Raw genomic sequence first — 23,598 nt, 5'->3', positions numbered from 1 at the left:
CATTGGCAGGACCGAAGCGTCTCGAGGGGCTAGGCGCTGGAGCTAGACAGTAAATTAATTGTAAGAATGATAAAGCCTACGCTTTTGTAATCGGTGCAAATTTTGCCAGCAGTCGTTTGATTCCTGTTGGGCTTGGGAACGCGATATCCAGCTCCAATCCTTCGCCAGAACCTTTTACACTGACAACTGTGCCTGTTCCCCACTTGCCGTGCTGCGCTTTGTCTCCAACCTTCCAGCCGATTTCCTCGCCGCCGCTTGTTGCTGCGACTGGACGGGCAACAGCACCTCGCTGCGGGATTGCCGGTCTTGCTGCTGGTCTGCCGCCGCTTAATGGCGCTGCTCTCTTTGGTTTCGGAGCAGCGTCCTCGACCAATTCAGCCGGGATTTCCTTGATGAACCTTGATTCTGGATTCATATTCGTACGTCCAAACAAGGTACGCATCTGGGCATTCGTAATGAACAACTCTTCCTCAGCACGTGTAATTCCCACATATGCAAGACGGCGTTCTTCCTCCATCTCCATCTCTTCCATCAATGAGCGGCTGTGCGGGAATACTCCCTCTTCCATCCCGATCAAGAAAACGACTGGGAATTCAAGGCCTTTTGCTGAGTGGAGCGTCATCAGGGTGACAACATCCGTCTTCTTTTGTCCGTCATCATCAAGACGATCAATATCAGCGACCAGCGCCAAGTCTGTCAGGAACGCGACTAGGGTTTTATCTTCACTGCTTTCTTCAAAGCTCTTTGTAACAGTTAAAAATTCATCCAAGTTCTCAAGTCGGCTCTGGCTTTCAATTGATTTTTCAGCCTTAAGCATTTCACGGTAACCAGATTTATCAAGGACTTCCTCAACAAGCTCGGTAACAGACAGATACTCCTGCTGATGAGTATAGTTCCTGATCAGATTGCGGAACTCAATCGCTGCTTTTTCGGCTTTCGGGCTGAGACCGATCATTTCAATCGTCTCAAGCGCCTGATACATGGACATATCGTGCATCGTTGCGAAGTTGGCGATTTTATCAATCGAAGTTGAGCCGATCGCGCGCTTCGGCACATTGATGACCCTCTGCAGACTGATATCATCATCAGGGTTTGAAATCAAACGAAGGTACGCAAGGACATCCTTGATTTCTTTTCTGTCATAGAACTTGATGCCGCCGACAATGTTGTAATCAATATTTGACTTCAGGAATGATTCCTCGATTACACGCGACTGGGCGTTCGTTCTGTATAAAATTGCAATGTCAGACAGCTTGCGGCCGTTCCTCAGGAGCTCCTGAATTCTGCCGATGACAAACTGGGCTTCACCCTGTTCGCTGTCCGCGCGATAGTACATAATTTTGTTTCCTTCAGCGTTTTCCGTCCAAAGGTTCTTCGGCTTACGGTTCATATTGTTCTGGATCACCATATTAGCCGCTAAAAGAATCTTCTTTGTAGAACGGTAGTTTTGCTCTAGTAAAATAACAGACGCATTCGGGTAATCCTTTTCGAATGAAAGGATGTTAGCAATATCAGCTCCGCGCCAGCGATAAATTGACTGATCAGAGTCACCGACAACGCAAAGATTCTGAAAACGCTGGGCCAGTAATTTTACAAGCATATATTGCGCCCTGTTCGTATCCTGATACTCATCGACATGGATATACTGGAACTTGCGCTGATAGAATTCAAGCACTTCAGGTACACGCATGAATAACGTTATCGTTGTCATGATCAGGTCATCGAAATCGAGAGCCTGGTTTTTGCGCAGCCTGCGCTGATACTCTTCATACACATCGCTGACCTTCTGTGAGAAGTAATCGCCAGCTGTTTTCGCGTATTCCTCTGGGGTGATCAATTCGTTTTTCGCTGAGCTGATCGTTCCAAGAATCGCACGCGGATCGAATTTCTTCGGATCCATGTTCTTGTCTTTCAAAATCGATTTGATAACAGACTGCTGGTCAGTCGTATCAAGAATCGTGAAGTTGCGGTTGAAGCCAAGACGATCGATGTCTCTTCGCAAAATACGAACACACATCGAGTGGAACGTCGAAATCCAGATATCGTCTGCCGCGCCTCCCATCATCTTTTGGATTCTCTCGCGCATTTCGCGCGCTGCTTTATTCGTAAACGTAATCGCAAGGATGTTATAAGGATTTACCCCTTTTTCCACCATTAAATACCCAATCCTGTGAGTCAATACTCTCGTCTTACCACTGCCCGCACCAGCCATCAACAATAATGGCCCGTCCAATGTCTTGACAGCCTTCTGCTGCTCCGGGTTCAAACCATTCAATAATTTATCCGTCAAAAATTGCACATTCCTCACCACCATACAAACATTTGTTCTTATCTTATATCAAAAACACCTAGTAGACAATCACACACATTAACGCACTACCTCACTGGGGGTCAGACCCCCACTACTTCACCGCATCACCGCACCGGGGGTCTGACCCCCAGCGCTTTAACGTACTGAAGTGGCTGCTACTGTTTTGAGTGCTTCTTCGAGGTTGCTGTAGACTACATTTCCTACGACGATTACGTCGGCGTGGGCGGCCATTTCGGCTGCCTGCTGTGCTGTTTCGATTCCGCCTCCGTAAAAGAGAACGGTCTTTTCCAGTGCGTCTTTTGCTGCTTTGACGAGCTCTGGGTCGCCATATGTGCCGCTGTATTCTAAATAGAAGATTGGCAGGTTGAACATCTTTTCGGCCATCATCGCATAGGCTCTAACGTCTTCAATATCCAATTCTGTCTTGGCATCGGTGAGCCTTGCAGCCTTGCATTCTGGATTCAGGATGCAATAGCCTTCCATCATAACCTCATCCCAATCCATCAAATCGCCGTATTCCTTCACTGCTTCGTGATGCATCCCGGTAATCCACTGCGGATTGCCGCTGTTGAGCACCGTCGGGATAAAGTAAAAATCGAATCCCGGTGTGATAGAATCGATAGTCGAAACTTCGAGAATGCATGGAACCGTGTAACGGCGGACTCGGGACATTAAATCAAGGACTCCTTCAAGAGTGACACCATCGGTCCCTCCTACCATGATCGCGTCGGTTCCAGACTCGCAGATTCTATCAAGTTCTTCATCAGTTATTTCTTTATTTGGATCGAGTTTAAACACATGTCGCCACTCGCGAACATCGTACATCCTTGAATTGCCCCCATTCTATATTTCCATTCCACCATTATAGCATTTGTTCTCTCCAGACAAAAAGGAAACATCAGGTTAATGGGGCAATTTAACAGATTAAATAGGAGAAGAACTTTTATTCTAACTTTCGCGTTTTATTCCTAACTTTCCGTCGTTTTTTCCTAACTTTTCGATATATTCCTAACTAGCCATCTCTTACACAAACCAAAAAACCGAAGCCACACTGGACCTCGGTTCCTGCAATTGTTCAGTTTTTAAATCCCAGGACCTAAGCCTGTTCCTTCGCTGCGTTCTCTTCTTCTTTCAATCTGTCCAATGCCAATTCATAAGCGTCGTTGCCATAGTTCAAGCAGCGCTTGACCCTGGAGATCGTTGCTGTGCTTGCACCTGTTTCTGTCTCGATTTTATGGTAGGTCTTGCCCTCGCGAAGCATGCGGGCAACTTCGAGGCGCTGTGCCAGTGACTGGATTTCGTTCACTGTCGCCAAATCATCAAAGAAGCGATACGCTTCGTCGAGATCTTTTAGCGATAAAATCGCCTTGAAAAGTTGATCTAATTCTTTACCTCTTAATTTATCAATTTGCATATAGTCATACCCCTTATATTCTCTTATTTTTATTTTGGCTGTTTCCGCTTTGTTTTTACTCCGCGAACATCGCCTTATTGTTCAGAGTCGAATGAGACATCGCTGATTGATGGGACGATGTTAATCCATGTTTTCCCGGGAACGAAACCAGCTTTTTCCCCATCCTTATAAGGAATAATCCTGCCAGCTTCATTTTTCCATTGTATCTCATTGACTTTGCCTTTTTGGAACAGATAACCAGTACCGCCTGATTCCAAATCAATCTCCCTGCGGCCAGCTGAATCTACGATGTTGTGATTCATTTGCACTACGAGAAGATTATCAATCAGCACCGGTTCTTTTGAATCGAGATCAGCCGTTTCTTCATTTCCTGAAAAACGATGATACTTCCCGGCTTCAGCATCGTATTCATAAATCAAATCGAATGCTGGCGTTCCGTAGGATACCATGATATCCTTGGCTGCTGCACCTTCAAGCCCATCGAATTCTTCCTTGCTTAAAAAAGCAGCAGAAGCCGGTGCCGCATCCATATCGTAGTCTCTTTTTTCAGCACCTTTTATCATATTCTCATATGTGATATATGAATTGTGCGGGGCCTTGCGAAAGCTTGCCCTCTTAAAAAGAGAACCGTCATACTGGATGCCGTTGATGTTGTCGATGTCCCCGCGATCGAGCATTTCCTTCGCTTCAGGACTATAGCCATGGGCTACAAAAAAGCTGTCATATCCTAAAGCCAGGTCGATAAAATACTCCCTCGCACTTCGGATGGGTCCAACCTTCTCAGGGTGTTCACTTTGGTAAATCGCAATCAGCCTTGTTACTTCCCCTTCAGCCAAAACCTCATAGATGAGATCCGCTTTATTAAGACCCGACTGCGGTCTTGCTTTCGGATGGTTATTGACCACCACCGCAATAGCTCTGCCGGCTGGCTCCTCTTTTGTGCCAATTCCCGTCAGCGGGAATTGATATGGAAGCTTCTCTGCTTCTTTGACAACGTCTTCAACTTCTTTTTCTTTATGTTGTTCCGCTGCATCTTTATCTGTCTTTGTCTCTTTACTGCTGCACCCGGCTAGAAGGATCATCATAGCCGCAGTTACAGCGATCCATTTTTTCATCATTCTCGCCACCCCTGTGAACTCCCTGTTCTCATGGCTGTAAATGTCTTGATGTACTTTTACATTTTAACGCATTATCGTTGGAAAGAGTACCGTTTTTTTCATGACGTCATAGATGCCCCGCTGCGTGATTCGGATATACGGCAAATGCGTCGATGAGAAGAACAATAATGAATAAATCGGGTCCGCAAACTTATAGCCCTTTTCCTTCAGATATTCCAGCAGCTTCTTTTCTTCCGCCATCAGCTCCCCTACTGGATGGCTGGACATGATACCCTGCAGTCTTAACGGAATTTCCCTTACAGGCACTCCATCCTCGCAGGCAACAATTCCGCCGCCAAGCTCCTTCATCCGGTTAAAAGCAGCCATCATATCCTGCTTGCTGTTGCCAATCAGGATAATGTCACCTGTATTGGAGAAAGAACTCGCAAGTCCCTGCAATTCAGTCGCAAAGCCTTTTAAAATCGTATTGATCCGCCACTCGCCATTCCGGTCAATCAGCATGAAAAAGCACTCATCATGACTTGAGGCTAATTCATCTCCAGACACATCGATTGAAATTGAATATGGTTTTGTAATGACCGAATTCTCCATTTTAATGCCAAATGGCATCGAGAATTGCATGTCATCAAGCGTCAGCTCCCAATCAATTTTTAACGGATCAAACCCTAATTCGGACCAATCCAGTTCGCTTGTCACTTCGATTGCCTCTCCGTTACGCTTCACCCACTGACCCTTTGCCAGCACTGAAACCGGAGTAGGTTCAAGCTCATCACTTAAAATGTTGATGTTCGCAATCCGGCCTGTCGCAATGTTCCCATGCAGATGCTCAAAATTGTAATATCGAGCCACATTGATTGTCGCCATATTGTAAGCATCAATAACGGGAACGCCCTTTTCAATCGCAATCCTGATCAACTCGTCAATAACACCATTTTCATAAAAAGCAGTAGACGCCCCGTCTGTCGTCATCATAAAACGGTCATAAACCGCAATATCCAGCTCATGGATTTCATCCAGCAGCTTTGGCAGGTCAGGACGGATAGAAGAATGCCTTAAGCTCACCATATAGCCCTGCATCAGCCTCCTCCTGACTTCCTCGCCAGTCATTGCTTCATGATCACAATCCGCCCCAAAAAGCATCATTTTTGCGAGCGTTTTTTCAGAAGCGCCCGGAAAATGCCCTTCGATTTTCTTATGAAGACGCTTTGTTTCCTGCATCCAGTGAAGAATCATGTCATCCCCGTTCATCAGCTTCGGCCAGCAGGTCAGCTCGCCCCCCTGCACGACATTCTCATGCTCAAGCCAGGCCCGGACATTGCTGTTTGAAAACACATCTTCCTCATGCTGGATTTCCGTCTGTGCATCAAACCGGCACCACCAATACATCGTGACAGGATTATTGTTCAGCTCGTTGATAAAAGTAAACGCTTTCTTTTTACCTAATTGTAAAGCGAGTACCATATTATCGCTGATCATTGTGGTCGTCCCAGTCTGAGATGCATAGGCAGCAAAAGAATGGGGATTATAAAGTTGAAACGGATGGGCGTGCGGTTCAATATAACCCGGCACAAGCTTCTTTCCGCTGCAATCAACTATTTCGCACTGTTTTGTATTCTCAGGCAGATTTTCACCAACATACACAATCCGGTCCTTGTAAATCCAAATGTTCGCAGTCATCCATTTGCGGAAAGTCTGATTCAAATAAGTCGCATTCTTCAGCAAGATTGTCGGTGAAAGGGTGCCGTCTAATACAGCAGCATGGTCGCGCAATTGTTTGTTTTTCCATCGATAACGTTGTTCCATACCATGTTCCCCTTTTCTCTATATATAAAAAAATTATTAAATCTCAATAAAAGAAAGCCCTTTCATTATTGTTTTCTATGGTAACATATTTCGCTGTTTAACGCACTAAAGAATTTCAAATTAATTGTAAAAAACTTCACAAAGGAGCGATGAATAAATGAATGTACGCCCGAACATTGGAATCATTAACGCACTGGTCAGAATCACGATGGGACTTACAATCCTCGCCTGGTCCACTTCAAAAATGGTGAAACGCCCATGGAAAGACTCATATATCTTCATGGCTATGCTGGGAGCAATGAAAGTCGGCGAAGGCATCGTCCGCTACTGCCCGCTTACTGCCGTCTATGAAAAAGGCCAGGATATGATGGAGCAAAACAACGCTGAAACCGGTGATGGCGAAGGATGGATTCCCTATAATCCGAGCTGACACTCTACCGGATCACTGAGAAAAACAAAAGCCCCCAATCCTGGGGGCTCAATAAAGGAGATGATACTATGTTTTGGGAATACGTGACGGACATGAGCTTCGTATGGATCGCATTAGTCGGAAGCATCATTGCCCTGCTGCTCGTTTACACCCGCGGAGTTAATAAGAGACGCGCCAGATAAACTCAGCATTTCTTAGCTGCTGGATAAAAATTAGAAGCTTTCCCAATAGCAGCTTTACTGCTGGATTATACGGTAACGCGACTAATAGCCTTGCTGCCAATGTCCTTCCGGTAAAAGCTCTCCGGGCAGTCCAGTTTTTCAAGCTCAGCATATACTTTTTGCTGCGCTTCTTTTAGTGAAGCCGCTTTTGCACCGACAAGCAGTACCCGGCCTCCGTTTGTTATAAACTGTCCTTCTTCGTTCCTTGCCGTGCCAGCATGGAAAACTTGCGACATGTTTTCTAATCCCTCGAGGACCGCACCCTTCTCGTACTCCTCGGGATAGCCATTTGCCGCCACGACTACTCCGACCATCGCTTCCTCATGCCACTCAATCTGCGGAGAGTTCCCATCCAGCACCTCAAGCACGACCTCAGCCAGATCAGACTTCATCCTCGGCAAAATCACCTGTGTTTCCGGATCGCCAAAGCGAGCATTAAATTCGATCACTTTTGGTCCATCCGCGGTTTCAATCAGCCCGGCATAAAGGATACCGGTAAAACTCCGGCCTTCCTGAACCATCGCGCGCGCCGCTGGTAACAGCACGTTTTGCACAGCTTCTTCGACTGTTTCCTTGCGAATATGCGGTACTGGTGAATAAGCGCCCATTCCGCCAGTGTTCGGCCCCTTGTCGCCATCAAACGCACGCTTATGATCCTGCGCGATTTCCAGTGGGATCACCGTTTCACCGTTCACAAATGCCATCAGTGAAAACTCTTCCCCTGTTAAAAATTGCTCCATGACCACACTTGCCGACGCCTCGCCAAACTTTTCGTTCAGTAACATATCCTGGAGCGCATTTTCCGCCTCTTGCTGAGTCATCGCCACGACCACGCCCTTGCCAGCCGCCAGCCCGTCTGCCTTGATCACAATCGGGGCTCCGATTTTATCCAAATAGGCTTTTGCTTCTGCATACTCAGTGAAAACCTGGTATTCCGCTGTCGGAATACTGTATTTTTTCATGAGATCCTTCGCGAACGACTTGCTGCCCTCGATGACAGCCGCTGCCTTTTGAGGACCGAAAACCTTCAGGCCTTCCTCAATGAATCGGTCGGCCAACCCATCAAGCAATGGAACCTCAGGCCCAATGATGGTCAGGCCAATTTCGTTATCCTTCGCAAAAGAAACAAGCTCATCCAGCTGATTTTCATTGATATTCACAAGCGATGCGCAGTCCATCATCCCCGGATTGCCCGGAGCCGCAAAAACCTCTGATACAAGCGTACTCTCGCTGACCTTCCGGCAAATCGCATGCTCCCGGCCGCCTCTGCCAACCACAAGAACCTTCATTCCCCGCACCTCCGTTATTCCCTCTAGACCTATATCATAGTTAAAAATCGTTTTTGACAATTTGAATTGCTTTTTTCTGATCTTCATTTCGATTGAAATCGTAAATTGGTCGTTTTAAATGAGCAATATAGTGATTTGTTTCAACAAATATTAATTTTCCATTGATGAACTGCATTTAATACCAGTTGGATTGCGTTTAATACCAGTTGAGCACAATATAATACCAGTTGACCTCGTTTTAATACCAGTTTTAATCTATATCACACGTTGAAATCGTTTTTTCACCAGTTGGATATAATAATTCACCAGTTGAAATCGTTTTTTCGCCAGTTGGATGCAATATTTCACCAGTTGAAGTCAATTTTTCACCAGTTGAGAATATTTAACCAGTTGGATGCAACTTTTCACAAGCTGGACTTCATTTTTAACCAGTCAGCCATTCCCTACCTGGCCAACTGCTGCTAACCTTAATGCCTAAAATGCCTTACTCCAGTAAATACCATCGCAATGCCGTATTCATCCGCCTTCTTAATCGAATCAGCATCACGTACCGATCCGCCAGGCTGGATAATCGCAGTGATTCCTGCTTTTGCCGCAGCTTCAACGGTATCGTCCATTGGGAAGAATGCATCGGAAGCAAGTGCTGCACCCTCAGCTTTCCCGCCAGCCTGTTCAAGGGCGATTTTAGCCGCACCTACGCGGTTCATCTGGCCGGCGCCGATTCCTAAAGTAGAATCCTTATCTGAAACAACAATCGCATTCGATTTCACATGCTTGACGACTTTCCAGCCAAGCTTCAATGCTGCCCACTCATCCTCAGTCGGCTCACGCTTTGTCGGCACGGAAATCTCAGCATCTTCAAAGCCAAACGCATCCTGTTCCTGAACCAGCATTCCGCCCTCGATTGAAGTTAACGCAGTTTCCTTCGCCATCTCGCCCTCAAAAGGCACTTTCAACAATCGAAGATTTTTCTTAGCCGTTAAAATTTCCAAAGCTTCCTCGCTAAAAGAAGGGGCAATGATGATTTCAAGGAAGATTTCATACAGCTTGCGTGCAGTTTCTCCGTCTACCTCGCGATTTAACGCAATGATTCCTCCGAAAATGGACACAGGATCCGCTTCGAACGCCTTGCCAAAAGCATCCAAAACATCCTTCCCGGTCCCAACTCCGCACGGATTCATATGCTTAACCGCAACCGCAGCCGGTTCGGAAAATTCCTTCACGATCTGCAAAGCAGCATTTGCATCATTAATATTGTTATAAGAAAGTTCTTTTCCATGAAGCTGTTCCGCAGCCGCGACCGAAAATGCGGAACCAAGCGGCTTCTGGTAGAACGCTGCTTTCTGGTGCGGATTCTCGCCGTAACGCAGATTTTGCTTCAACTCATAGGTCACTGTCATTTTTTCCGGCTGCTCTTCACCTGCCAGATTCGTCATATATTCCGCAATCAGCGAATCATAAGCAGCTGTGTGGCGGAATACTTTTGCTGCAAGCCTGCGACGTGTGTCAAGCGTCGTTTCGTTATTGCTTTTGTATTCTTCGATGACCTGCTGATAATCAGCCGGGTCAACAAGAACCGTTATGTATTGATGATTTTTAGCGGAAGCGCGCAGCATCGCAGGTCCGCCGATGTCGATATTCTCGATCGCATCTTCAGGCGTAACACCAGGCTTTGAAATTGTTTCTTTAAAAGGATAAAGGTTCACACATACCAGTTCGATTTTCTCGATTTCATTGTCAGCCAGCTGGTTCTGATGCCCAGGGTCACTGTATTTCGCAAGCAATCCGCCATGGATTTTTGGATGAAGGGTCTTCACACGGCCTTCAAGAATTTCAGGAAAACCAGTAACATCGCTGATCCCGATCACAGGAACCCCGCCATCCTGAAGAGCTTTCTTTGTGCCGCCAGTCGAAACGATTTCAAAACCAAGTCCGACTAATTCCCTCGCTAGCTCAACAATTCCGTTCTTATCTGAAACACTGATCAGTGCACGCTTTTTTCCCATTGTACTGCCTCCTCTTTTCCGTTCAGCAGCTGTTCCAAAACTTCTGGATACAGGCTGTGTTCAATCCGCTGTATTTTCTTCTGAAGTGATTCTCTTGTCTCTTCGCCCTCGATGGCGACTGTTGCCCTCGCGATAATTGGGCCTGTGTCCATTCCCTCATCGACGAAATGGATCGTCACACCTGTTTTCCCGACTCCCGCTTCAAGCGCCTGCCCGATTGCGTCCTTCCCAGGAAACGCGGGCAACAGTGAAGGATGGATGTTGACGATCCTCCCTTCAAATGCCTGCAGCAGCGTCGGTCCGACGAGCCGCATATAGCCTGCAAGCACCACAAACTCGACGCCAAGACTGTTTAGTTTTTGTAAAATCTTAGTCTCATATGCTTCCTTTGACCGAAACCACTTCGGGTTAATAACCAGGCTCGGTATCCCCAGCATTTCAGCACGATCCACCACAAACACACCCGGCTTGTCGCACACGAGCAGGCTAATTTCAGCATTCAGGATGCCAGCCTGGACAGCGACACCGATTGCCTGAAAATTGCTCCCGCTTCCTGATGCGAAAACAGCGATTTTCTTCATCGTTTGCTTCTCATCAGGCTGGTCTGCAGCTGAACGCAATTTCCCCCACATCATATCAAGCCACCAGCCATTTTTATACGAATCCCTTCAGTTCCTGTCACCGTACCAATTACCGAAGCCATTTCCCCATTTTCATTAAATAAACGAACCACTTCAGGCGCAACCTCAGGGTCAACAGCAGCGACCATGCCAATACCCATATTAAAAATGTTGTACATATCCTGGCGCTCAAGTCCGCCAATTGACTCCAATGTTTTAAATACCTGCGGGATTTCCCAGCTGCCTTCCTCAATGTCGGCACCCAATCCTTCAGGAAGCATCCTTGGAATATTTTCAATAAAACCGCCGCCAGTTATATGGGCAAGTCCCTTAATGTCAAACTGCTTCAACGCGGCAAGTACCGATTTTACATAAATGCGCGTTGGCTTTAAAAGCTCCTCGCCAAGTGTACAGCCAAGCGCCTCAACATAGTGGTCTAACTCCAAGCCAGCTTGTTCAAGAAATACCTTGCGGACAAGCGAATAACCGTTGCTGTGGATACCGCTTGATGCGAGACCGATCAATACATCGCCCGCTTTGATTCCAGCACCGGTAATAATATCTGACTTCTCGCAGGCACCAACCGCGAAACCAGCCAAATCGTATTCTTCAGGAGAGTACATGCCTGGCATTTCCGCAGTTTCCCCGCCAACAAGCGCACAGCCGGCCTGCTCGCAGCCATCGGCAATCCCTTTTACAATCGCCTCGATCTTTTCAGGCTGGGCCTTGCCGCATGCAATGTAATCCAGGAAATATAATGGCTCGGCTCCCTGGACGACGATGTCGTTCACGCACATCGCCACGGCATCGATGCCAATTGTATCATGACGGTCCATCATAAAGGCCAGCATAAGCTTCGTGCCGACGCCATCCGTACCTGAAACGAGCACAGGCTCCTTCAGACCAAGGCTGGAAAGGTCGAACATCCCGCCAAAACCGCCCAGGGCCCCCATCACACCCGGCCTTACCGTCCGCTTCACATGCTTTTTGATTCGCTCAACCGCCTCATACCCAGCCTCAATATCCACACCAGCCTGCTTATACGCGTTTGCCATGTTCACTACCTCCGATTTGGCTGTTTTTCATAAAAAATTTCCTGATATTTGTACACCATCATTCTGTGTAATTGCATCCTGATTGGCAGATTTCCTCGCTTACGTGGTGTAATTGCACTCTAATTTAAGGTATTGGTACCATCATTGAATGCAATTTTCCAATCATCGATCCTATTCTCCCAAAACACAGTCCTATTCTCCCGAATCACCGTCATAATTGCTCGAAAAACGTTGTTATTCTCCCGGAACTCCCGCATAATCGTGCCGTCATCCTATATATGGAAAAACAAAATCAGCACTTCTGCCCAGCAGGAGTCGCCGAAGGATAAATTTCTGTCGGGTACTTTCCTGTAAAACAAGCCAGGCACTGCCCGCGCGTCTCTCCCGGTTCATTGCGGCCGATTGCCTCGAGCATTCCCTCAACGCTTAAAAACGTAAGCGAATCCGCACCAATCAACTCCCGAATCTCTTCAACTGAATGATCTGACGCAATCAATTCCTCACGAGTGGAAGTATCTATCCCGTAAAAACAAGGATTCTGAATTGGCGGCGAGCTAATAACAACATGAACTTCAGTCGCGCCCGCTTCCTTCAGCATGTTAACAATCCTACGGCTAGTTGTTCCACGCACAATCGAATCATCAACCATGATGACACGCTTACCTTCAACGACGCCGCGAACCGGTGAAAGCTTCATTTTAACGCCCTGCTCCCTCAATGACTGGGATGGCTGGATGAAGGTCCGGCCGACATAACGGTTCTTGATCAAGCCCATCTCATAAGGAATGCCTGATTCCTCGGCATAACCGATTGCTGCAGATATACTCGAGTCCGGAACCCCGGTAACAACGTCTGCTTCAATCGGCACTTCTACAGCCAGCTGCTTGCCAAGATTTTTCCTGGCAGTATGAACGTTGATTCCATGAATGTTGCTATCCGGTCGTGAAAAATATATATATTCCATCGTACAGATGGCAGTAGTTGAATTCATAGAATAGATTTCAGAATGGAGACCATCAGCGTCGATAATCAGCAATTCTCCAGGAAGGACGTCCCTGACAAACTCAGCGCCGACAATATCAAACGCACAAGTCTCAGAAGCTACTACATATGCATCGCCAAGCTTCCCTAATGACAGCGGACGCAGGCCATGCGGATCAAGCGCCACCATCATTTCCGTTTCCGTCATGATCAAAAACGCATAAGCACCCTTCAGCATCGGAAGCGCATTTTTCACCCGATCCTTAAGTTGGCTGAAGCCGCCGCGCTTGACTAAATGGGCAAGAACCTCGGTATCGGAGCTTGTTTGAAAAATACTCCCCTGTGCCTCAAGCTGATTCCGCAGCGCATCAGCATTTACGAGATTGCCATTATGGGCAAGCGCCAGGCCGCCGCTTTGCGATTGGAACAGGAGTGGCTGAACATTCTCATAGCCGCCTCCTCCCGCAGTCGCATAGCGCACATGACCGATCGCGCCAACCCCCTGAAGCTCTTCCATCACATCAGCGGTGAAAATCTCATTCACAAGCCCTTCACCCTTCTTTACCTTAAGCTGCTGGCCATCGGTCACAACGATGCCAGTGCCCTCCTGGCCGCGATGCTGCAGGCTATGAAGTCCGTAATAAGTGATTTGTGCTGCCTCGGTATGTCCCCAAATTCCAAAAACGCCGCATTCCTCATTCAAGCCTTTTAGTTCAGCAAGCATGGGATGGCTCCTTTCCAGGCCTTCTTCAGCCCAGTTGTATCTTGATTGATCACGTTCTCGCCGTTAACATCGATCTTTAAAACTGGCGCATCAACCACTTTTCCAATCAGCACCGCATCTGTTAAACTTTCAAACTCAATTTGATGCTCAGGTTTTATCGATAAAATAAACCTGGACTGCGATTCGCTGAACAATGCCGATACAGCATTTCCTTCTAGTTCAACCACAGCTCCAAGCTCCTTGCTGCCGATCACCGACTCAGCAAGAGCAACCGCTACTCCGCCTTCCGCGACATCATGCGCTGATGCTACAATGCCGTTCTTGATTGCTATTAAAATTTGTCCCTGATAGCTTGCTTCCACGTCTAAATCAAGCTCAGGCGCCTTTCCAAAAATGCGTCCGTGGACAAGCTTCTGCAGCTCACTGCCGCCGAACTCATCCTTCGTTTCGCCCAATAGATAAATCAAATCTCCTGCATTTTTAAAATGCTGCGTAGTAACATGCTGCAAATTCTCTACCAAACCGACCATCCCAACAACAGGTGTCGGATAAACAGCAGTTCCATTCGTTTCGTTATACAAGCTAACGTTCCCGCCAATAACAGGTGTTCCAAGCGTCGTGCACGCTTGACTCATGCCATCAACCGCTTTTTCAAACTGCCAGAAGATCTCCGGCTTTTCAGGGTTACCGAAGTTCAAGCAATCGGTAATCGCCAGTGGTTCTCCGCCAGAGCAAACTATATTACGCGCCGCTTCAGCGACAGCGATTTTCCCGCCTGTCTCCGGATCAAGATAGATATAGCGAGAGTTGCAGTCCGTCGTCATTGCCAGACCCTTTTCCGTTCCGCGAATTCTTACGACGGCTGCATCCGAACCAGGTGAAACAACCGTGCTTGTGCGCACCATATGATCATATTGGTCGTAAACCCACTCTTTGCTCGCAATAGTCGGCTGCTGTAACAAATCCAACAAAGTAGCTTCATAGTTTTCGACGTTAGGAATCTCATTTTTCATCGACTGGAACTCACGGAAGTAAGCTGCATCACTAGAAGGCTTGTAATAAACAGGCGCTTCCTCAGCAAGCGCATCGGCTGGAACATCGGCAACGACTTCCCCTTTATGTAAAAGACGAAGCATCTTGTCATCCGTCACTTTCCCGATCGCAACCGCTTCAAGCTCATACTTAGAAAATAGATCGATGATTTCCTGTTCACGCCCTTTTTCAACGACAATCAGCATTCGCTCCTGGGATTCAGACAGCATCATCTCATAAGCCGTCATGCCTGTTTCACGCTGCGGCACTAAATCAAGGTTCATTTCGATACCAGAACCTGCCTTGCTCGCCATTTCAGCAGACGAACTTGTCAGTCCAGCGGCACCCATGTCCTGGATGCCAACAAGCGCATCATTTTTCACAAGCTCCAGGCACGCTTCAAGCAGCAATTTTTCCATAAAAGGATCTCCGACCTGAACAGCAGGACGCTTATCTTCGGATGACTCATTCAATTCCTCAGACGCGAAAGTCGCACCATGGATTCCGTCGCGGCCTGTTTTCGCACCAACATACATGACCGTATTTCCGACACCATGCGCCTGGCCCTTCTTGATATCCTCATGGTTGATCAGCCCAACGCACATCGCGTTTACAAGAGGATTCCCTTCATAAGCACCGTCAAATTGGACCTCGCCGCCAACCGTCGGAATGCCGATGCAGTTTCCGTATCCAGCAATCCCGGCAACAACCTGTTCAAACAAATATTTCACGCGCGGCGAATCAAGCTCGCCAAAGCGGAGAGAATTCAGCAATGCAATTGGCCTTGCTCCCATTGAAAAAACGTCGCGGATAATTCCGCCGACACCTGTAGCGGCACCCTGGTAAGGTTCAATCGCAGAAGGATGGTTATGGCTTTCGATCTTAAAAACGACCGCCTGGCCATCGCCGATATCCACGATTCCCGCGCCTTCGCCTGGCCCCTGTAAAACACGCTCGCCAGTGACAGGGAACTTTTTCAGAACAGGCTTCGAGTTCTTGTAGCTGCAGTGCTCTGACCACATAACCGAGAACAATCCGGTCTCTGTGTAATTAGGCAGGCGCCCAAGGATTTTTTCAACAGAAGCAAACTCGCTATCTGAAAGCCCCATTTCTTGATAGATTTTATCCTCTTTAATTTGCTGTGGACTTGGTTCAAGCATTAACCGCATTTGCTTCCCTCCATTGTTTGACGATTGATCGGAATAGCTGCAGACCGTCTGCGCCGCCAAGCAGCTCATCGACTGCACGTTCTGGATGAGGCATCATGCCAAGGACATTTCCGCTCTCGTTGATGATCCCAGCAATATTTTCAAGACTTCCGTTCGGATTTTCGCCATGGTATGTGAACACAATCTGGTTATTTTCCTTTAAGCTAGCTAAAGTCTGCTCATCACAATAATAGTTGCCTTCACCATGCGCAACCGGAATCCTGATGACTTCGTCTTTTTCATAGCCAGCCGAAAACATTGTTTCGTTATTTTCAACCTTAAGCTCGACCTGCTTGCAGATGAACTTCATGCTATCATTTCGGCGCATCGCCCCTGGCAGCAATCCTGCCTCTAGTAAAATCTGAAATCCGTTGCAGACGCCAAGCACAGGCTTTCCCGCTTCAGCAGCCTTTACAACTTCTTTCATGACATTGCTGAACTGCGCAATCGCGCCAGATCTTAAATAGTCTCCGTATGAAAATCCCCCTGGTAAAAGCACAGCGTCATAGTCTTCAAGACTTTCCGCGTCATGCCAGACATACTCAGCCTCTTCACCAAGCTCATCCTTTACTGCATGGTACATGTCGATGTCACAGTTCGAACCCGGAAATACGATCACCGCAAATTTCACTGTGCAACAACCTCCTCGACTTCATACCTGTAATCTTCAATTACTGTATTCGCCAGCAGGCGCTCACACATTTCCTTAACCGCAGCGTCTACATCCTTCACGCTCTCATCCAAAGTCAGTTCCATGTACTTGCCAATCCGGACATCCTGAATGCCTTCGTAGCCGTGCGTTGCCAGCGCATTTTTGACAGCCGTTCCCTGTGGATCCAAAACACTTTCCCTTAACGTGACATACACCTTTACTTTAAACATGCAGTTGTCCTCCCAATCTCGTTAAAATAGTCTCATAAGCATCTGTCAGATTCCCTAAATCTCGGCGGAATACATCCTTATCAAGCTTCTGCTGTGTTTCCATATCCCAAAGCCTACAGGTGTCAGGCGAAATCTCATCAGCCAGTAAAATCTTGCCTTCAGCGTCCTTCCCGAACTCCAGCTTAAAATCGATTAAAGTCACGCCAATCTCTGCGAAAAATCCGCCAAGCACTTCGTTGATTTTCAAAGCCGCATCCTTAAGCTCAGCTACTTCTTCTACAGACGCGAGATTCAGCACATCGACATGATCATCGGTAATGAGCGGATCTCCCAGCGCATCATCCTTCAGGTAAAACTCAACAATCGGCCTTGAAAGCTTCTGTCCTTCTTCCACCCCAAGCCTTTTTGAAAAACTGCCAGCAGCGAAATTCCTTACCACCACTTCAAGTGGAATGATATTCACTCGTTTTACCAACTGCCCATTCTCAGAGATTTTTTCGATAAAATGCGATTGGATTCCCGCTTCACTAAGCTTTAAGAATAGTAAACTAGTAATCTCGTTATTCAGTCGGCCTTTGCCAATAATCTCAGCCTTTTTCTCGCCATTGAATGCCGTAGCAGAATCCTTATACTGAACCCTTACAACCTCTGCTTCATCAGTAGCGTAAATCCGCTTTGCTTTACCCTCATATAACAGTGCTTGCTTTTCCATTTCAACGCCTCCGATTGAGATAATTAGCAATCTTCAGTCACTTCTTTTTAAAAGAAGGGCAAGGTATTACCTCGCCCATATGGTTTGTCAGATAGTCGAACTTATAACCCCAACCGTTCAAAAATCATATCAACATGCTTGATATGGTAGTGATAATCAAAGCAATCATCGATTTCCGCTTCACTTAAAAGACCAGCGATTTTCTCGTCACTTTCAATCAGGCTGCGGAATTGTACTTGCTTTTCCCATGCTTCCATCGCACGTGGCTGGACTGTATCGTATGCTTCCTCGCGGGACATGCCCTTGTCAATCAAGGCAAGCAGCACACGCTGTGAGTAAATCAAGCCAAGCGTACGGTCCATATTGCGCTTCATGTTCTCTGGATAAACCGTTAGATTTTTAACGATGTTGCCAAAGCGGTTCAGCATATAATTCAAGGCAATCGTCGCATCCGGAAGAATGATTCTCTCAGCAGATGAATGTGAGATATCGCGCTCATGCCATAGCGGCACATTTTCATAAGCCGTCGTCATATAACCGCGGATAACCCTTGCCAACCCTGTCATATTTTCAGAGCCGATCGGGTTACGCTTATGAGGCATTGCAGAGGATCCCTTTTGACCCTTAGCAAAAAACTCCTCAACTTCCCTTGTTTCACTCTTTTGCAGGCCGCGAATCTCAACAGCGAACTTTTCAATCGAAGTCGCGATCAATGCCAGTGAAGACATGTAAAATGCATGGCGGTCACGCTGCAGTGTCTGAGTCGAAATCGGTGCCGGCTGAAGGCTAAGCTTTTCACAAACGTAAGACTCCACAAACGGATCAATATTCGCATACGTTCCAACCGCTCCGGAAATCTTGCCAAACTCCACATCAGAAGCTGCCATTTTAAAACGCTCAAGGTTGCGCTTCATTTCCTCTAACCATAGAGCGAGCTTCAAGCCAAATGTCGTCGGTTCAGCATGAACACCGTGAGTACGCCCCATCATGACGGTGTACTTATGTTCCTTTGCCTTGTTCGTCAGGATTTCTATGAAATTCTCAAGATCCTTTTGTAAAATTTGATTAGCCTGCTTAAGTACATACGATAACGCTGTATCAACAACATCCGTAGAAGTCAATCCGTAATGAACCCATTTGCGCTCTTCACCAAGCGTTTCTGAAACAGCCCTTGTGAAGGCCACGACATCATGGCGCGTTTCTTCCTCGATCTCTTTAATCCGGTCAATATCGAATGACGCTTTTTCACGGATTTTCTGAACGTCTTCCTTAGGGATATCTCCAATCTCAGACCACGCTTCACATGCTAAGATCTCAACCTCCAGCCATGCTTTAAAACGGTTCTCCTCAGTCCAAATTGCTCCCATTTCAGGTCTTGTATAACGATCTATCATCTCTTATGTCCTCCAATCAATTCTGCCGCGCTTTCCCAGATGCCGCTCTGCTCAGCCTCATCCAGCGCCTTCTCTACTGATTCTCGCAAAAGGGTCACATGCCCCATTTTCCGTTTATGATTCGCTTCCTTCTTGCCGTATAAGTGGATTTTCCAATCCTGTAATGCCGTGATTCTGTCTAGCAATGGCTGCTGGTGCTCACCAAGGATATTCACCATCACAGCTGGTTTAAGCAAATTGGTGCTGCCTAGCGGCCAGCCGCAAACCGATCTGACATGCTGCTCAAATTGTGAGGTTTCACACGCCTCAATCGTGTAATGCCCAGAGTTATGCGGCCTCGGTGCGAGTTCATTTATGTAAATCTCATCATCCTGGGTCAAAAACATCTCCACAGCAAGTGTCCCAGTCAAATCAAGGGCCGTTGCAATCTGTTTTGCTGCCTCAACCGCCTTCTCTTCAGCCAGCTTGCTAATTCGAGCCGGCACGATTGTCTGATGTAGGATATTGTCTTTATGGATATTTTCCGCTACTGGAAAAACAGTAGTCTCACCTGCAGTGCTGCGTGTTATGATCACCGAAATCTCTTTTTCAAAAGAAATCCATTTTTCCATAACACAAGGTCCTTGACTGACAAGAGTTTCAGCGATTGCGATATCCTCTGCCGCTCTGATTACAAGCTGTCCTTTGCCGTCATAACCGCCTCTTGCTGTTTTAAGGACTGCCGGCAAACCAAGCTCACTTATGCCTGCACTAACGTCCACTGTCTTTGTAACGACCGCATATGGTGCTACTCTTACACCAGCTTCCTGGATATGTCGCTTCTCTTCTATCCTGTCCTGAGTAACCTTCAGCAATTCAGTACCCTGCGGTACATAAGCATTTTTGTTCAGCCATTCAAGCGCATCCGCATCGATGTTCTCAAATTCATAGGTGATGACATTACTGATTTCGGAAAGCTGCTTTATTTTTTCAAGATCATCATAGCCGCCGACAATCTGCTCATCTGCCACCTGACCACATGGGCAGTCCTCTGTCGGATCGAGCACAGCTACCCGAAACCCCATCGCTTTTGCTGACAGAGCCATCATTTTGCCAAGCTGGCCTCCGCCTATGATCCCGATTGTCTGGCCTGGTAAAATCAATTTAGGCAAGCTCATCACTGCTTTCCATCACCGACATCTTTGTTTCTTCCCTTAACCTCTCGAGCTTATCAGCTGCATCGCTGTCAAAAGCACCAAGGATCTGTGCCGCCAAAAGACCAGCGTTTGTGGCGCCTGCTTTACCGATTGCAACCGTTGCTACCGGAACACCGCCCGGCATCTGGACAATCGAAAGCAATGAGTCAAGGCCATTCAACGCCTTCGACTGGACAGGCACCCCGATGACCGGCAGTGTTGTCTTTGCCGCAACCATACCTGGCAAATGGGCCGCACCGCCTGCTCCAGCGATGATTACCTTAATTCCTTCCTTTCTTGCACCCTCTGCAAACTCAAACATTAAGTCTGGCGTACGATGGGCTGAAACCACTTTCTTTATATAAGAAATCTCCAATTGATCCAGAATGTCACACGCATGCTTCATTGTTTCCCAATCCGATTTGCTCCCCATAATGACTGCAACAGATGTACTCATTTATCTAACCTCCCTGTGTGGAGTATCAAAACAAAAAACCCGGATAGATTACTCCCTCTACATACAGAAGAGAAAGTAGTCTGTCCGGGTGCATGCGCAAAGAAATCGATACTCAAAAGAATATGATTCCTGTTCCCTTCACTTCGAAACTACTTTCCCTCATAGTCCGGTCATTTACGGTAACCAGGTAGAGACTCATGGGCCATATTCCCATTATTATACGAGGGAAAAACTATTCGCTATCAACAACTCCATATTAACAACTATTTCGAACCCTTGTCAATTAATAATCGAACATTTAAAGTGATTTTAATATAATTGTTCGCCTTTAACACATTAACGCACTGGGGGTCAGACCCCCGGTGCGTTAATGTGGTAAAGCAATGCATTTTTACTCTACTGGCCTTGCTTCGAAGATAATCTGCCTTCCAGCTGGCTCGTAATCGACGGAGCCATTCTTCTCAACTTCCTTAAAGATTGGCTTCTCCATCCTACGAACAGGACCATATCCATCTTTTTTCATTCTATTAAGGCATTCATCGATTGATTCATTCTCGCCGACTTCATACATTCTTTTCTTTTTGGTATCTTTGCTCATGAAAACAACTTCCCTTTCCGTACCGATTTAACCCAAAAACCGCCGTGAATTGATTTAGGTTCATAGGCAATGATAAATGCCTTCGGATCCAATTCCTTGATGGTCTGGTACAATTTCAGCTCATACTTCCTTGGCGTTAGAATTTGTAACGCCATCCGATCTCCTTCCAGCCCATTAGCAGCCCAATCTGTAACACCGTATCCTTTTTCCCGTAATACCTTCGGAAGATCCAGATCATACTCCTTAGTAATCACATTAATAGTAATATAACCAAGCGCCAGCTTCTCTTCAATCTTCATCCCAACAATAACACCTATTCCATAACCGACTGCATAGGCAATCAGGTTCTGTATCTCATTCAAATTTTCGAGCACCAGCCCAAGCCCGACAACATATATCACGACTTCAATCGTACTAAGCCCCGCAGCAAGATATCGCTGACCCTTTAGCGTCAGAATCATCCTGATCGTAAAAAATGACACATACACAATATTGATTATTAAGATGATGGCAACCATGACAAAACTATTCTCCAGCATAAAAAAACCTCCAGACATCTTCTAATAAGCATTAATGTTCCCATTAATCATTCTGGTTGTAAAGGAAGTTCATAAAAATAACGAAAAAGATCTGTTTTCTTAAAGGTTTTCCTCTATAGCGATTTTTGAAACTTTATTATTTTTCAGCAAACGAGCTGTCCACTAATTACGGATAAAAACAGAATAAACATGAATATAAAAGAATAAATTATTGACTAAACATGCATGAACATGAAATAATACAGAAAAGCACCATAATTTAACAGTCGAGGTGAAAAATATGTTTTCAGATGAGAGAAGACAAGAAATATTGAAGATGCTTGAGCAAAGTGGCCGGGTTTTGGCGAAGGATCTGGCAAGTAAATTCGAGATGTCGATTGATTCAATCAGAAGAGACTTATCGATTATGGAAGAGCAAGGTCTTTTAAAAAGAACCCATGGCGGAGCTATACCAGTCACCAACGTAAGAATGATGGCCCGGCCGCCCTCTATACGTTACGGGGAAGGAAGCGAATATCAAAACGCGATTGCTAAACTGGCGGTCTCTTACATCAAGGATAACCAGACTGTCTTCATTGGCGGGGCTGCGATACACTATGTCATGCTTAAATACCTGCCGAAGGAAATCCCATTTACCGTCCTGACAAACTCTGTAGAAATCGCTTATCATCTCAGAAATTCTGACAATATACAAACATATATCATAGGAGGCCAAGTAAAAAACTCAGGGAATATCACAGATGCTTTAGCCACCGATTTTGCCCGCCAATTTACCGTGGACCTATGCTTCGCAACTGCTGGTGCCCTTTCTGCAAAAGGGTTGAGCACAGCGACACCGGAAGTAGCAGTTTTTCATAAAACCGTTTATAACAATTCCAGAAAGGTCGTTGCTTTAGTAGAGCATTTCAAAATAGGCAATGATATGTTTTCCGGAATGTACCCAGTAAAAAAACTAAATATCATCATAACCGATGAAGAAACCACCGGCGAACAGGTTGATCTGTTAAAAGCGCAAGGTGTTGAAGTATTAATAGCAGCAATCGAGAAGAATTGATTGAAGGGAGAGCGTTAGGTTTGTTTTACAGAAGAAAGCATTACATTGTCAAAAATGAATTCGCAGCTACATTTAATAAGCTCTTTAATGAAATCAATCTGCCTAATCAACTTAAACACGGATCACGGTTAGTTGGAAGATGGATGTTGCCTCACAGTGAGTCTACTAATGAGATATTTGCTATATGGGAATATGATAGCTATGAAGAGTACCTGGAAATAGAAGCGCGACTCAGAGGCGACAAAGAACATGTCTCCCGCATTAAAAATTGGTATGAAGAAAATGGCGGCAGAGATCACGTATATAAAGAGTTTATTTTCGAAGTTAAAAATGAAAAGCTGACTTCAACTTTATAAAGTGAATAGCTATTAAATTTACAAAGGACTGAAATGGTCCTTTTTTTGTTTCGTAAAATGAAACAATGTCCACAGTAAATAACCTAAGCGAAGTAACCCATAGAGCAAAAGAACTAATCGTAACTAAGATAAGCTCAGTTATTAAAAATATTATTTTAGCTATTGTGTCAGCTGTTATACTACATTTGCTAAAAAACACAAAAAAAAGAACAGCCATTA

General features: G+C 46.1%; 23 protein-coding genes and 1 riboswitch. Of the genes, 4 read left to right on the top strand and 19 right to left on the bottom strand.

Annotated elements, in window-relative coordinates:
- Positions 1 to 76: 76 nt before the first annotated feature.
- From pcrA to V7654_RS04745, 5 genes are all read right to left on the bottom strand, one after another.
- The gene (gene pcrA, locus V7654_RS04765; RefSeq protein WP_438825250.1) at positions 77 to 2,314 is read right to left on the bottom strand and encodes a DNA helicase PcrA; all 2,238 of its coding nucleotides are present in this window, start codon (positions 2,312 to 2,314) and stop codon (positions 77 to 79) included.
- Positions 2,315 to 2,446: 132 nt separating this feature from the next.
- Complete coding sequence (locus V7654_RS04760; protein WP_335428900.1) at positions 2,447 to 3,136, bottom strand: heptaprenylglyceryl phosphate synthase; 690 nt, start codon at positions 3,134 to 3,136, stop codon at positions 2,447 to 2,449.
- Between the two features lie 271 nt (positions 3,137 to 3,407).
- Positions 3,408 to 3,725: a YerC/YecD family TrpR-related protein gene (locus V7654_RS04755; RefSeq protein ID WP_335428899.1), complete on the bottom strand. Its 318-nt coding sequence runs from the start codon at positions 3,723 to 3,725 to the stop codon at positions 3,408 to 3,410.
- Between the two features lie 74 nt (positions 3,726 to 3,799).
- Entirely contained in the window at positions 3,800 to 4,843 is a 1,044-nt protein-coding gene (locus V7654_RS04750) for a DUF3048 domain-containing protein (protein WP_335428898.1), read from the bottom strand.
- Positions 4,844 to 4,906: 63 nt separating this feature from the next.
- Positions 4,907 to 6,646, bottom strand: coding sequence for an adenine deaminase C-terminal domain-containing protein (locus V7654_RS04745; RefSeq protein WP_335428897.1), 1,740 nt, complete (start codon positions 6,644 to 6,646; stop codon positions 4,907 to 4,909).
- A 157-nt stretch (positions 6,647 to 6,803) separates the two neighbouring features.
- Between V7654_RS04745 and V7654_RS04740 the strand changes: the two genes are divergently transcribed.
- Together V7654_RS04740 and V7654_RS04735 are read left to right on the top strand one after the other, a co-directional pair.
- A complete protein-coding gene (locus V7654_RS04740; protein ID WP_335428895.1) occupies positions 6,804 to 7,076 on the top strand; it encodes a YgaP family membrane protein in 273 nt (90 codons plus the stop codon).
- A gap of 68 nt (positions 7,077 to 7,144) precedes the next feature.
- Positions 7,145 to 7,258: an EYxxD motif small membrane protein gene (locus V7654_RS04735; RefSeq protein WP_335428893.1), complete on the top strand. Its 114-nt coding sequence runs from the start codon at positions 7,145 to 7,147 to the stop codon at positions 7,256 to 7,258.
- 65 nt (positions 7,259 to 7,323) lie between these two features.
- On the opposite strand, the gene purD is transcribed toward V7654_RS04735, so the two are convergent.
- The 14 genes from purD to V7654_RS04665 all read right to left on the bottom strand — a co-directional run bounded on the left by purD (position 7,324) and on the right by V7654_RS04665 (position 21,969).
- A complete protein-coding gene (gene purD / locus V7654_RS04730) occupies positions 7,324 to 8,586 on the bottom strand; it encodes a phosphoribosylamine--glycine ligase (RefSeq protein WP_335428891.1) in 1,263 nt (420 codons plus the stop codon).
- A gap of 467 nt (positions 8,587 to 9,053) precedes the next feature.
- Positions 9,054 to 10,592 carry a bifunctional phosphoribosylaminoimidazolecarboxamide formyltransferase/IMP cyclohydrolase gene (purH, locus tag V7654_RS04725; RefSeq protein WP_335428888.1) on the bottom strand — a complete coding sequence of 513 codons (1,539 nt, stop codon included), beginning with the start codon at positions 10,590 to 10,592 and terminating at the stop codon, positions 9,054 to 9,056.
- Entirely contained in the window at positions 10,571 to 11,173 is a 603-nt protein-coding gene (gene purN, locus V7654_RS04720; RefSeq protein ID WP_335429666.1) for a phosphoribosylglycinamide formyltransferase, read from the bottom strand. Before purN ends, purH begins: the two co-directional genes overlap by 22 nt.
- 50 nt (positions 11,174 to 11,223) lie before the next feature.
- Entirely contained in the window at positions 11,224 to 12,267 is a 1,044-nt protein-coding gene (purM, locus tag V7654_RS04715) for a phosphoribosylformylglycinamidine cyclo-ligase (protein WP_335428886.1), read from the bottom strand.
- Between the two features lie 292 nt (positions 12,268 to 12,559).
- Complete coding sequence (gene purF / locus V7654_RS04710) at positions 12,560 to 13,972, bottom strand: amidophosphoribosyltransferase (RefSeq protein ID WP_335428884.1); 1,413 nt, start codon at positions 13,970 to 13,972, stop codon at positions 12,560 to 12,562.
- Positions 13,957 to 16,173, bottom strand: coding sequence for a phosphoribosylformylglycinamidine synthase subunit PurL (gene purL, locus V7654_RS04705; protein ID WP_335428882.1), 2,217 nt, complete (start codon positions 16,171 to 16,173; stop codon positions 13,957 to 13,959). The genes purF and purL overlap by 16 nt, the downstream gene beginning before the upstream one ends.
- A complete protein-coding gene (purQ, locus tag V7654_RS04700; RefSeq protein ID WP_335428881.1) occupies positions 16,157 to 16,843 on the bottom strand; it encodes a phosphoribosylformylglycinamidine synthase subunit PurQ in 687 nt (228 codons plus the stop codon). Before purQ ends, purL begins: the two co-directional genes overlap by 17 nt.
- Positions 16,840 to 17,094 (bottom strand): phosphoribosylformylglycinamidine synthase subunit PurS, encoded by a 255-nt coding sequence (purS, locus tag V7654_RS04695; RefSeq protein WP_335378201.1) that lies wholly within the window; start codon positions 17,092 to 17,094, stop codon positions 16,840 to 16,842. The genes purQ and purS overlap by 4 nt, the downstream gene beginning before the upstream one ends.
- A complete protein-coding gene (gene purC, locus V7654_RS04690) occupies positions 17,087 to 17,806 on the bottom strand; it encodes a phosphoribosylaminoimidazolesuccinocarboxamide synthase (protein WP_335428880.1) in 720 nt (239 codons plus the stop codon). Before purC ends, purS begins: the two co-directional genes overlap by 8 nt.
- Before the next feature lie 101 nt (positions 17,807 to 17,907).
- Positions 17,908 to 19,200, bottom strand: a complete 1,293-nt coding sequence (purB, locus tag V7654_RS04685) for an adenylosuccinate lyase (protein WP_335428879.1) — start codon at positions 19,198 to 19,200, stop codon at positions 17,908 to 17,910.
- Positions 19,197 to 20,357 (bottom strand): 5-(carboxyamino)imidazole ribonucleotide synthase, encoded by a 1,161-nt coding sequence (purK, locus tag V7654_RS04680; protein ID WP_335428878.1) that lies wholly within the window; start codon positions 20,355 to 20,357, stop codon positions 19,197 to 19,199. The genes purB and purK overlap by 4 nt, the downstream gene beginning before the upstream one ends.
- Entirely contained in the window at positions 20,344 to 20,832 is a 489-nt protein-coding gene (gene purE, locus V7654_RS04675; RefSeq protein ID WP_335428876.1) for a 5-(carboxyamino)imidazole ribonucleotide mutase, read from the bottom strand. Before purE ends, purK begins: the two co-directional genes overlap by 14 nt.
- Before the next feature lie 142 nt (positions 20,833 to 20,974).
- Positions 20,975 to 21,076, bottom strand: a riboswitch (purine riboswitch).
- A 147-nt stretch (positions 21,077 to 21,223) separates the two neighbouring features.
- Complete coding sequence (locus V7654_RS04670; protein ID WP_335428875.1) at positions 21,224 to 21,430, bottom strand: NETI motif-containing protein; 207 nt, start codon at positions 21,428 to 21,430, stop codon at positions 21,224 to 21,226.
- Positions 21,427 to 21,969 carry a DUF2179 domain-containing protein gene (locus V7654_RS04665; protein ID WP_335428874.1) on the bottom strand — a complete coding sequence of 181 codons (543 nt, stop codon included), beginning with the start codon at positions 21,967 to 21,969 and terminating at the stop codon, positions 21,427 to 21,429. The genes V7654_RS04670 and V7654_RS04665 overlap by 4 nt, the downstream gene beginning before the upstream one ends.
- Positions 21,970 to 22,249: 280 nt before the next feature.
- Between V7654_RS04665 and V7654_RS04660 the strand changes: the two genes are divergently transcribed.
- Complete coding sequence (locus V7654_RS04660) at positions 22,250 to 23,023, top strand: DeoR/GlpR family DNA-binding transcription regulator (RefSeq protein ID WP_335428870.1); 774 nt, start codon at positions 22,250 to 22,252, stop codon at positions 23,021 to 23,023.
- A 20-nt stretch (positions 23,024 to 23,043) separates the two neighbouring features.
- Positions 23,044 to 23,379 carry an NIPSNAP family protein gene (locus V7654_RS04655; RefSeq protein ID WP_335429665.1) on the top strand — a complete coding sequence of 112 codons (336 nt, stop codon included), beginning with the start codon at positions 23,044 to 23,046 and terminating at the stop codon, positions 23,377 to 23,379.
- The last annotated feature ends 219 nt before the right edge of the window (positions 23,380 to 23,598 follow it).

The sequence above is a fragment of the Bacillus sp. JJ1609 genome, assembly GCF_036967045.1.
Classification (GTDB): domain Bacteria; phylum Bacillota; class Bacilli; order Bacillales; family Cytobacillaceae; genus Mesobacillus.
This window is presented reverse-complemented; position numbering and strand designations above follow the sequence as displayed.

What these genes read in the sequence shown, in the direction of transcription:
- pcrA (WP_438825250.1), bottom strand. Translation starts at nt 2,314, where the DNA reads ATGGTGGTGAGGAATGTGCAATTTTTGACGGATAAATTATTGAATGGT.
- purS (WP_335378201.1), bottom strand. Translation starts at nt 17,094, where the DNA reads ATGTTTAAAGTAAAGGTGTATGTCACGTTAAGGGAAAGTGTTTTGGAT.
- purL (WP_335428882.1), bottom strand. Translation starts at nt 16,173, where the DNA reads ATGCGGTTAATGCTTGAACCAAGTCCACAGCAAATTAAAGAGGATAAA.
- V7654_RS04745 (WP_335428897.1), bottom strand. Translation starts at nt 6,646, where the DNA reads ATGGAACAACGTTATCGATGGAAAAACAAACAATTGCGCGACCATGCT.
- purH (WP_335428888.1), bottom strand. Translation starts at nt 10,592, where the DNA reads ATGGGAAAAAAGCGTGCACTGATCAGTGTTTCAGATAAGAACGGAATT.
- purD (WP_335428891.1), bottom strand. Translation starts at nt 8,586, where the DNA reads ATGAAGGTTCTTGTGGTTGGCAGAGGCGGCCGGGAGCATGCGATTTGC.
- purE (WP_335428876.1), bottom strand. Translation starts at nt 20,832, where the DNA reads ATGAGTACATCTGTTGCAGTCATTATGGGGAGCAAATCGGATTGGGAA.
- purC (WP_335428880.1), bottom strand. Translation starts at nt 17,806, where the DNA reads ATGGAAAAGCAAGCACTGTTATATGAGGGTAAAGCAAAGCGGATTTAC.
- purN (WP_335429666.1), bottom strand. Translation starts at nt 11,173, where the DNA reads ATGAAGAAAATCGCTGTTTTCGCATCAGGAAGCGGGAGCAATTTTCAG.
- V7654_RS04750 (WP_335428898.1), bottom strand. Translation starts at nt 4,843, where the DNA reads ATGATGAAAAAATGGATCGCTGTAACTGCGGCTATGATGATCCTTCTA.
- purM (WP_335428886.1), bottom strand. Translation starts at nt 12,267, where the DNA reads ATGGCAAACGCGTATAAGCAGGCTGGTGTGGATATTGAGGCTGGGTAT.
- purK (WP_335428878.1), bottom strand. Translation starts at nt 20,357, where the DNA reads ATGAGCTTGCCTAAATTGATTTTACCAGGCCAGACAATCGGGATCATA.
- V7654_RS04660 (WP_335428870.1), top strand. Translation starts at nt 22,250, where the DNA reads ATGTTTTCAGATGAGAGAAGACAAGAAATATTGAAGATGCTTGAGCAA.
- V7654_RS04665 (WP_335428874.1), bottom strand. Translation starts at nt 21,969, where the DNA reads ATGCTGGAGAATAGTTTTGTCATGGTTGCCATCATCTTAATAATCAAT.
- V7654_RS04735 (WP_335428893.1), top strand. Translation starts at nt 7,145, where the DNA reads ATGTTTTGGGAATACGTGACGGACATGAGCTTCGTATGGATCGCATTA.
- purF (WP_335428884.1), bottom strand. Translation starts at nt 13,972, where the DNA reads ATGCTTGCTGAACTAAAAGGCTTGAATGAGGAATGCGGCGTTTTTGGA.
- V7654_RS04740 (WP_335428895.1), top strand. Translation starts at nt 6,804, where the DNA reads ATGAATGTACGCCCGAACATTGGAATCATTAACGCACTGGTCAGAATC.
- V7654_RS04755 (WP_335428899.1), bottom strand. Translation starts at nt 3,725, where the DNA reads ATGCAAATTGATAAATTAAGAGGTAAAGAATTAGATCAACTTTTCAAG.
- V7654_RS04670 (WP_335428875.1), bottom strand. Translation starts at nt 21,430, where the DNA reads ATGAGCAAAGATACCAAAAAGAAAAGAATGTATGAAGTCGGCGAGAAT.
- purB (WP_335428879.1), bottom strand. Translation starts at nt 19,200, where the DNA reads ATGATAGATCGTTATACAAGACCTGAAATGGGAGCAATTTGGACTGAG.
- V7654_RS04760 (WP_335428900.1), bottom strand. Translation starts at nt 3,136, where the DNA reads ATGTACGATGTTCGCGAGTGGCGACATGTGTTTAAACTCGATCCAAAT.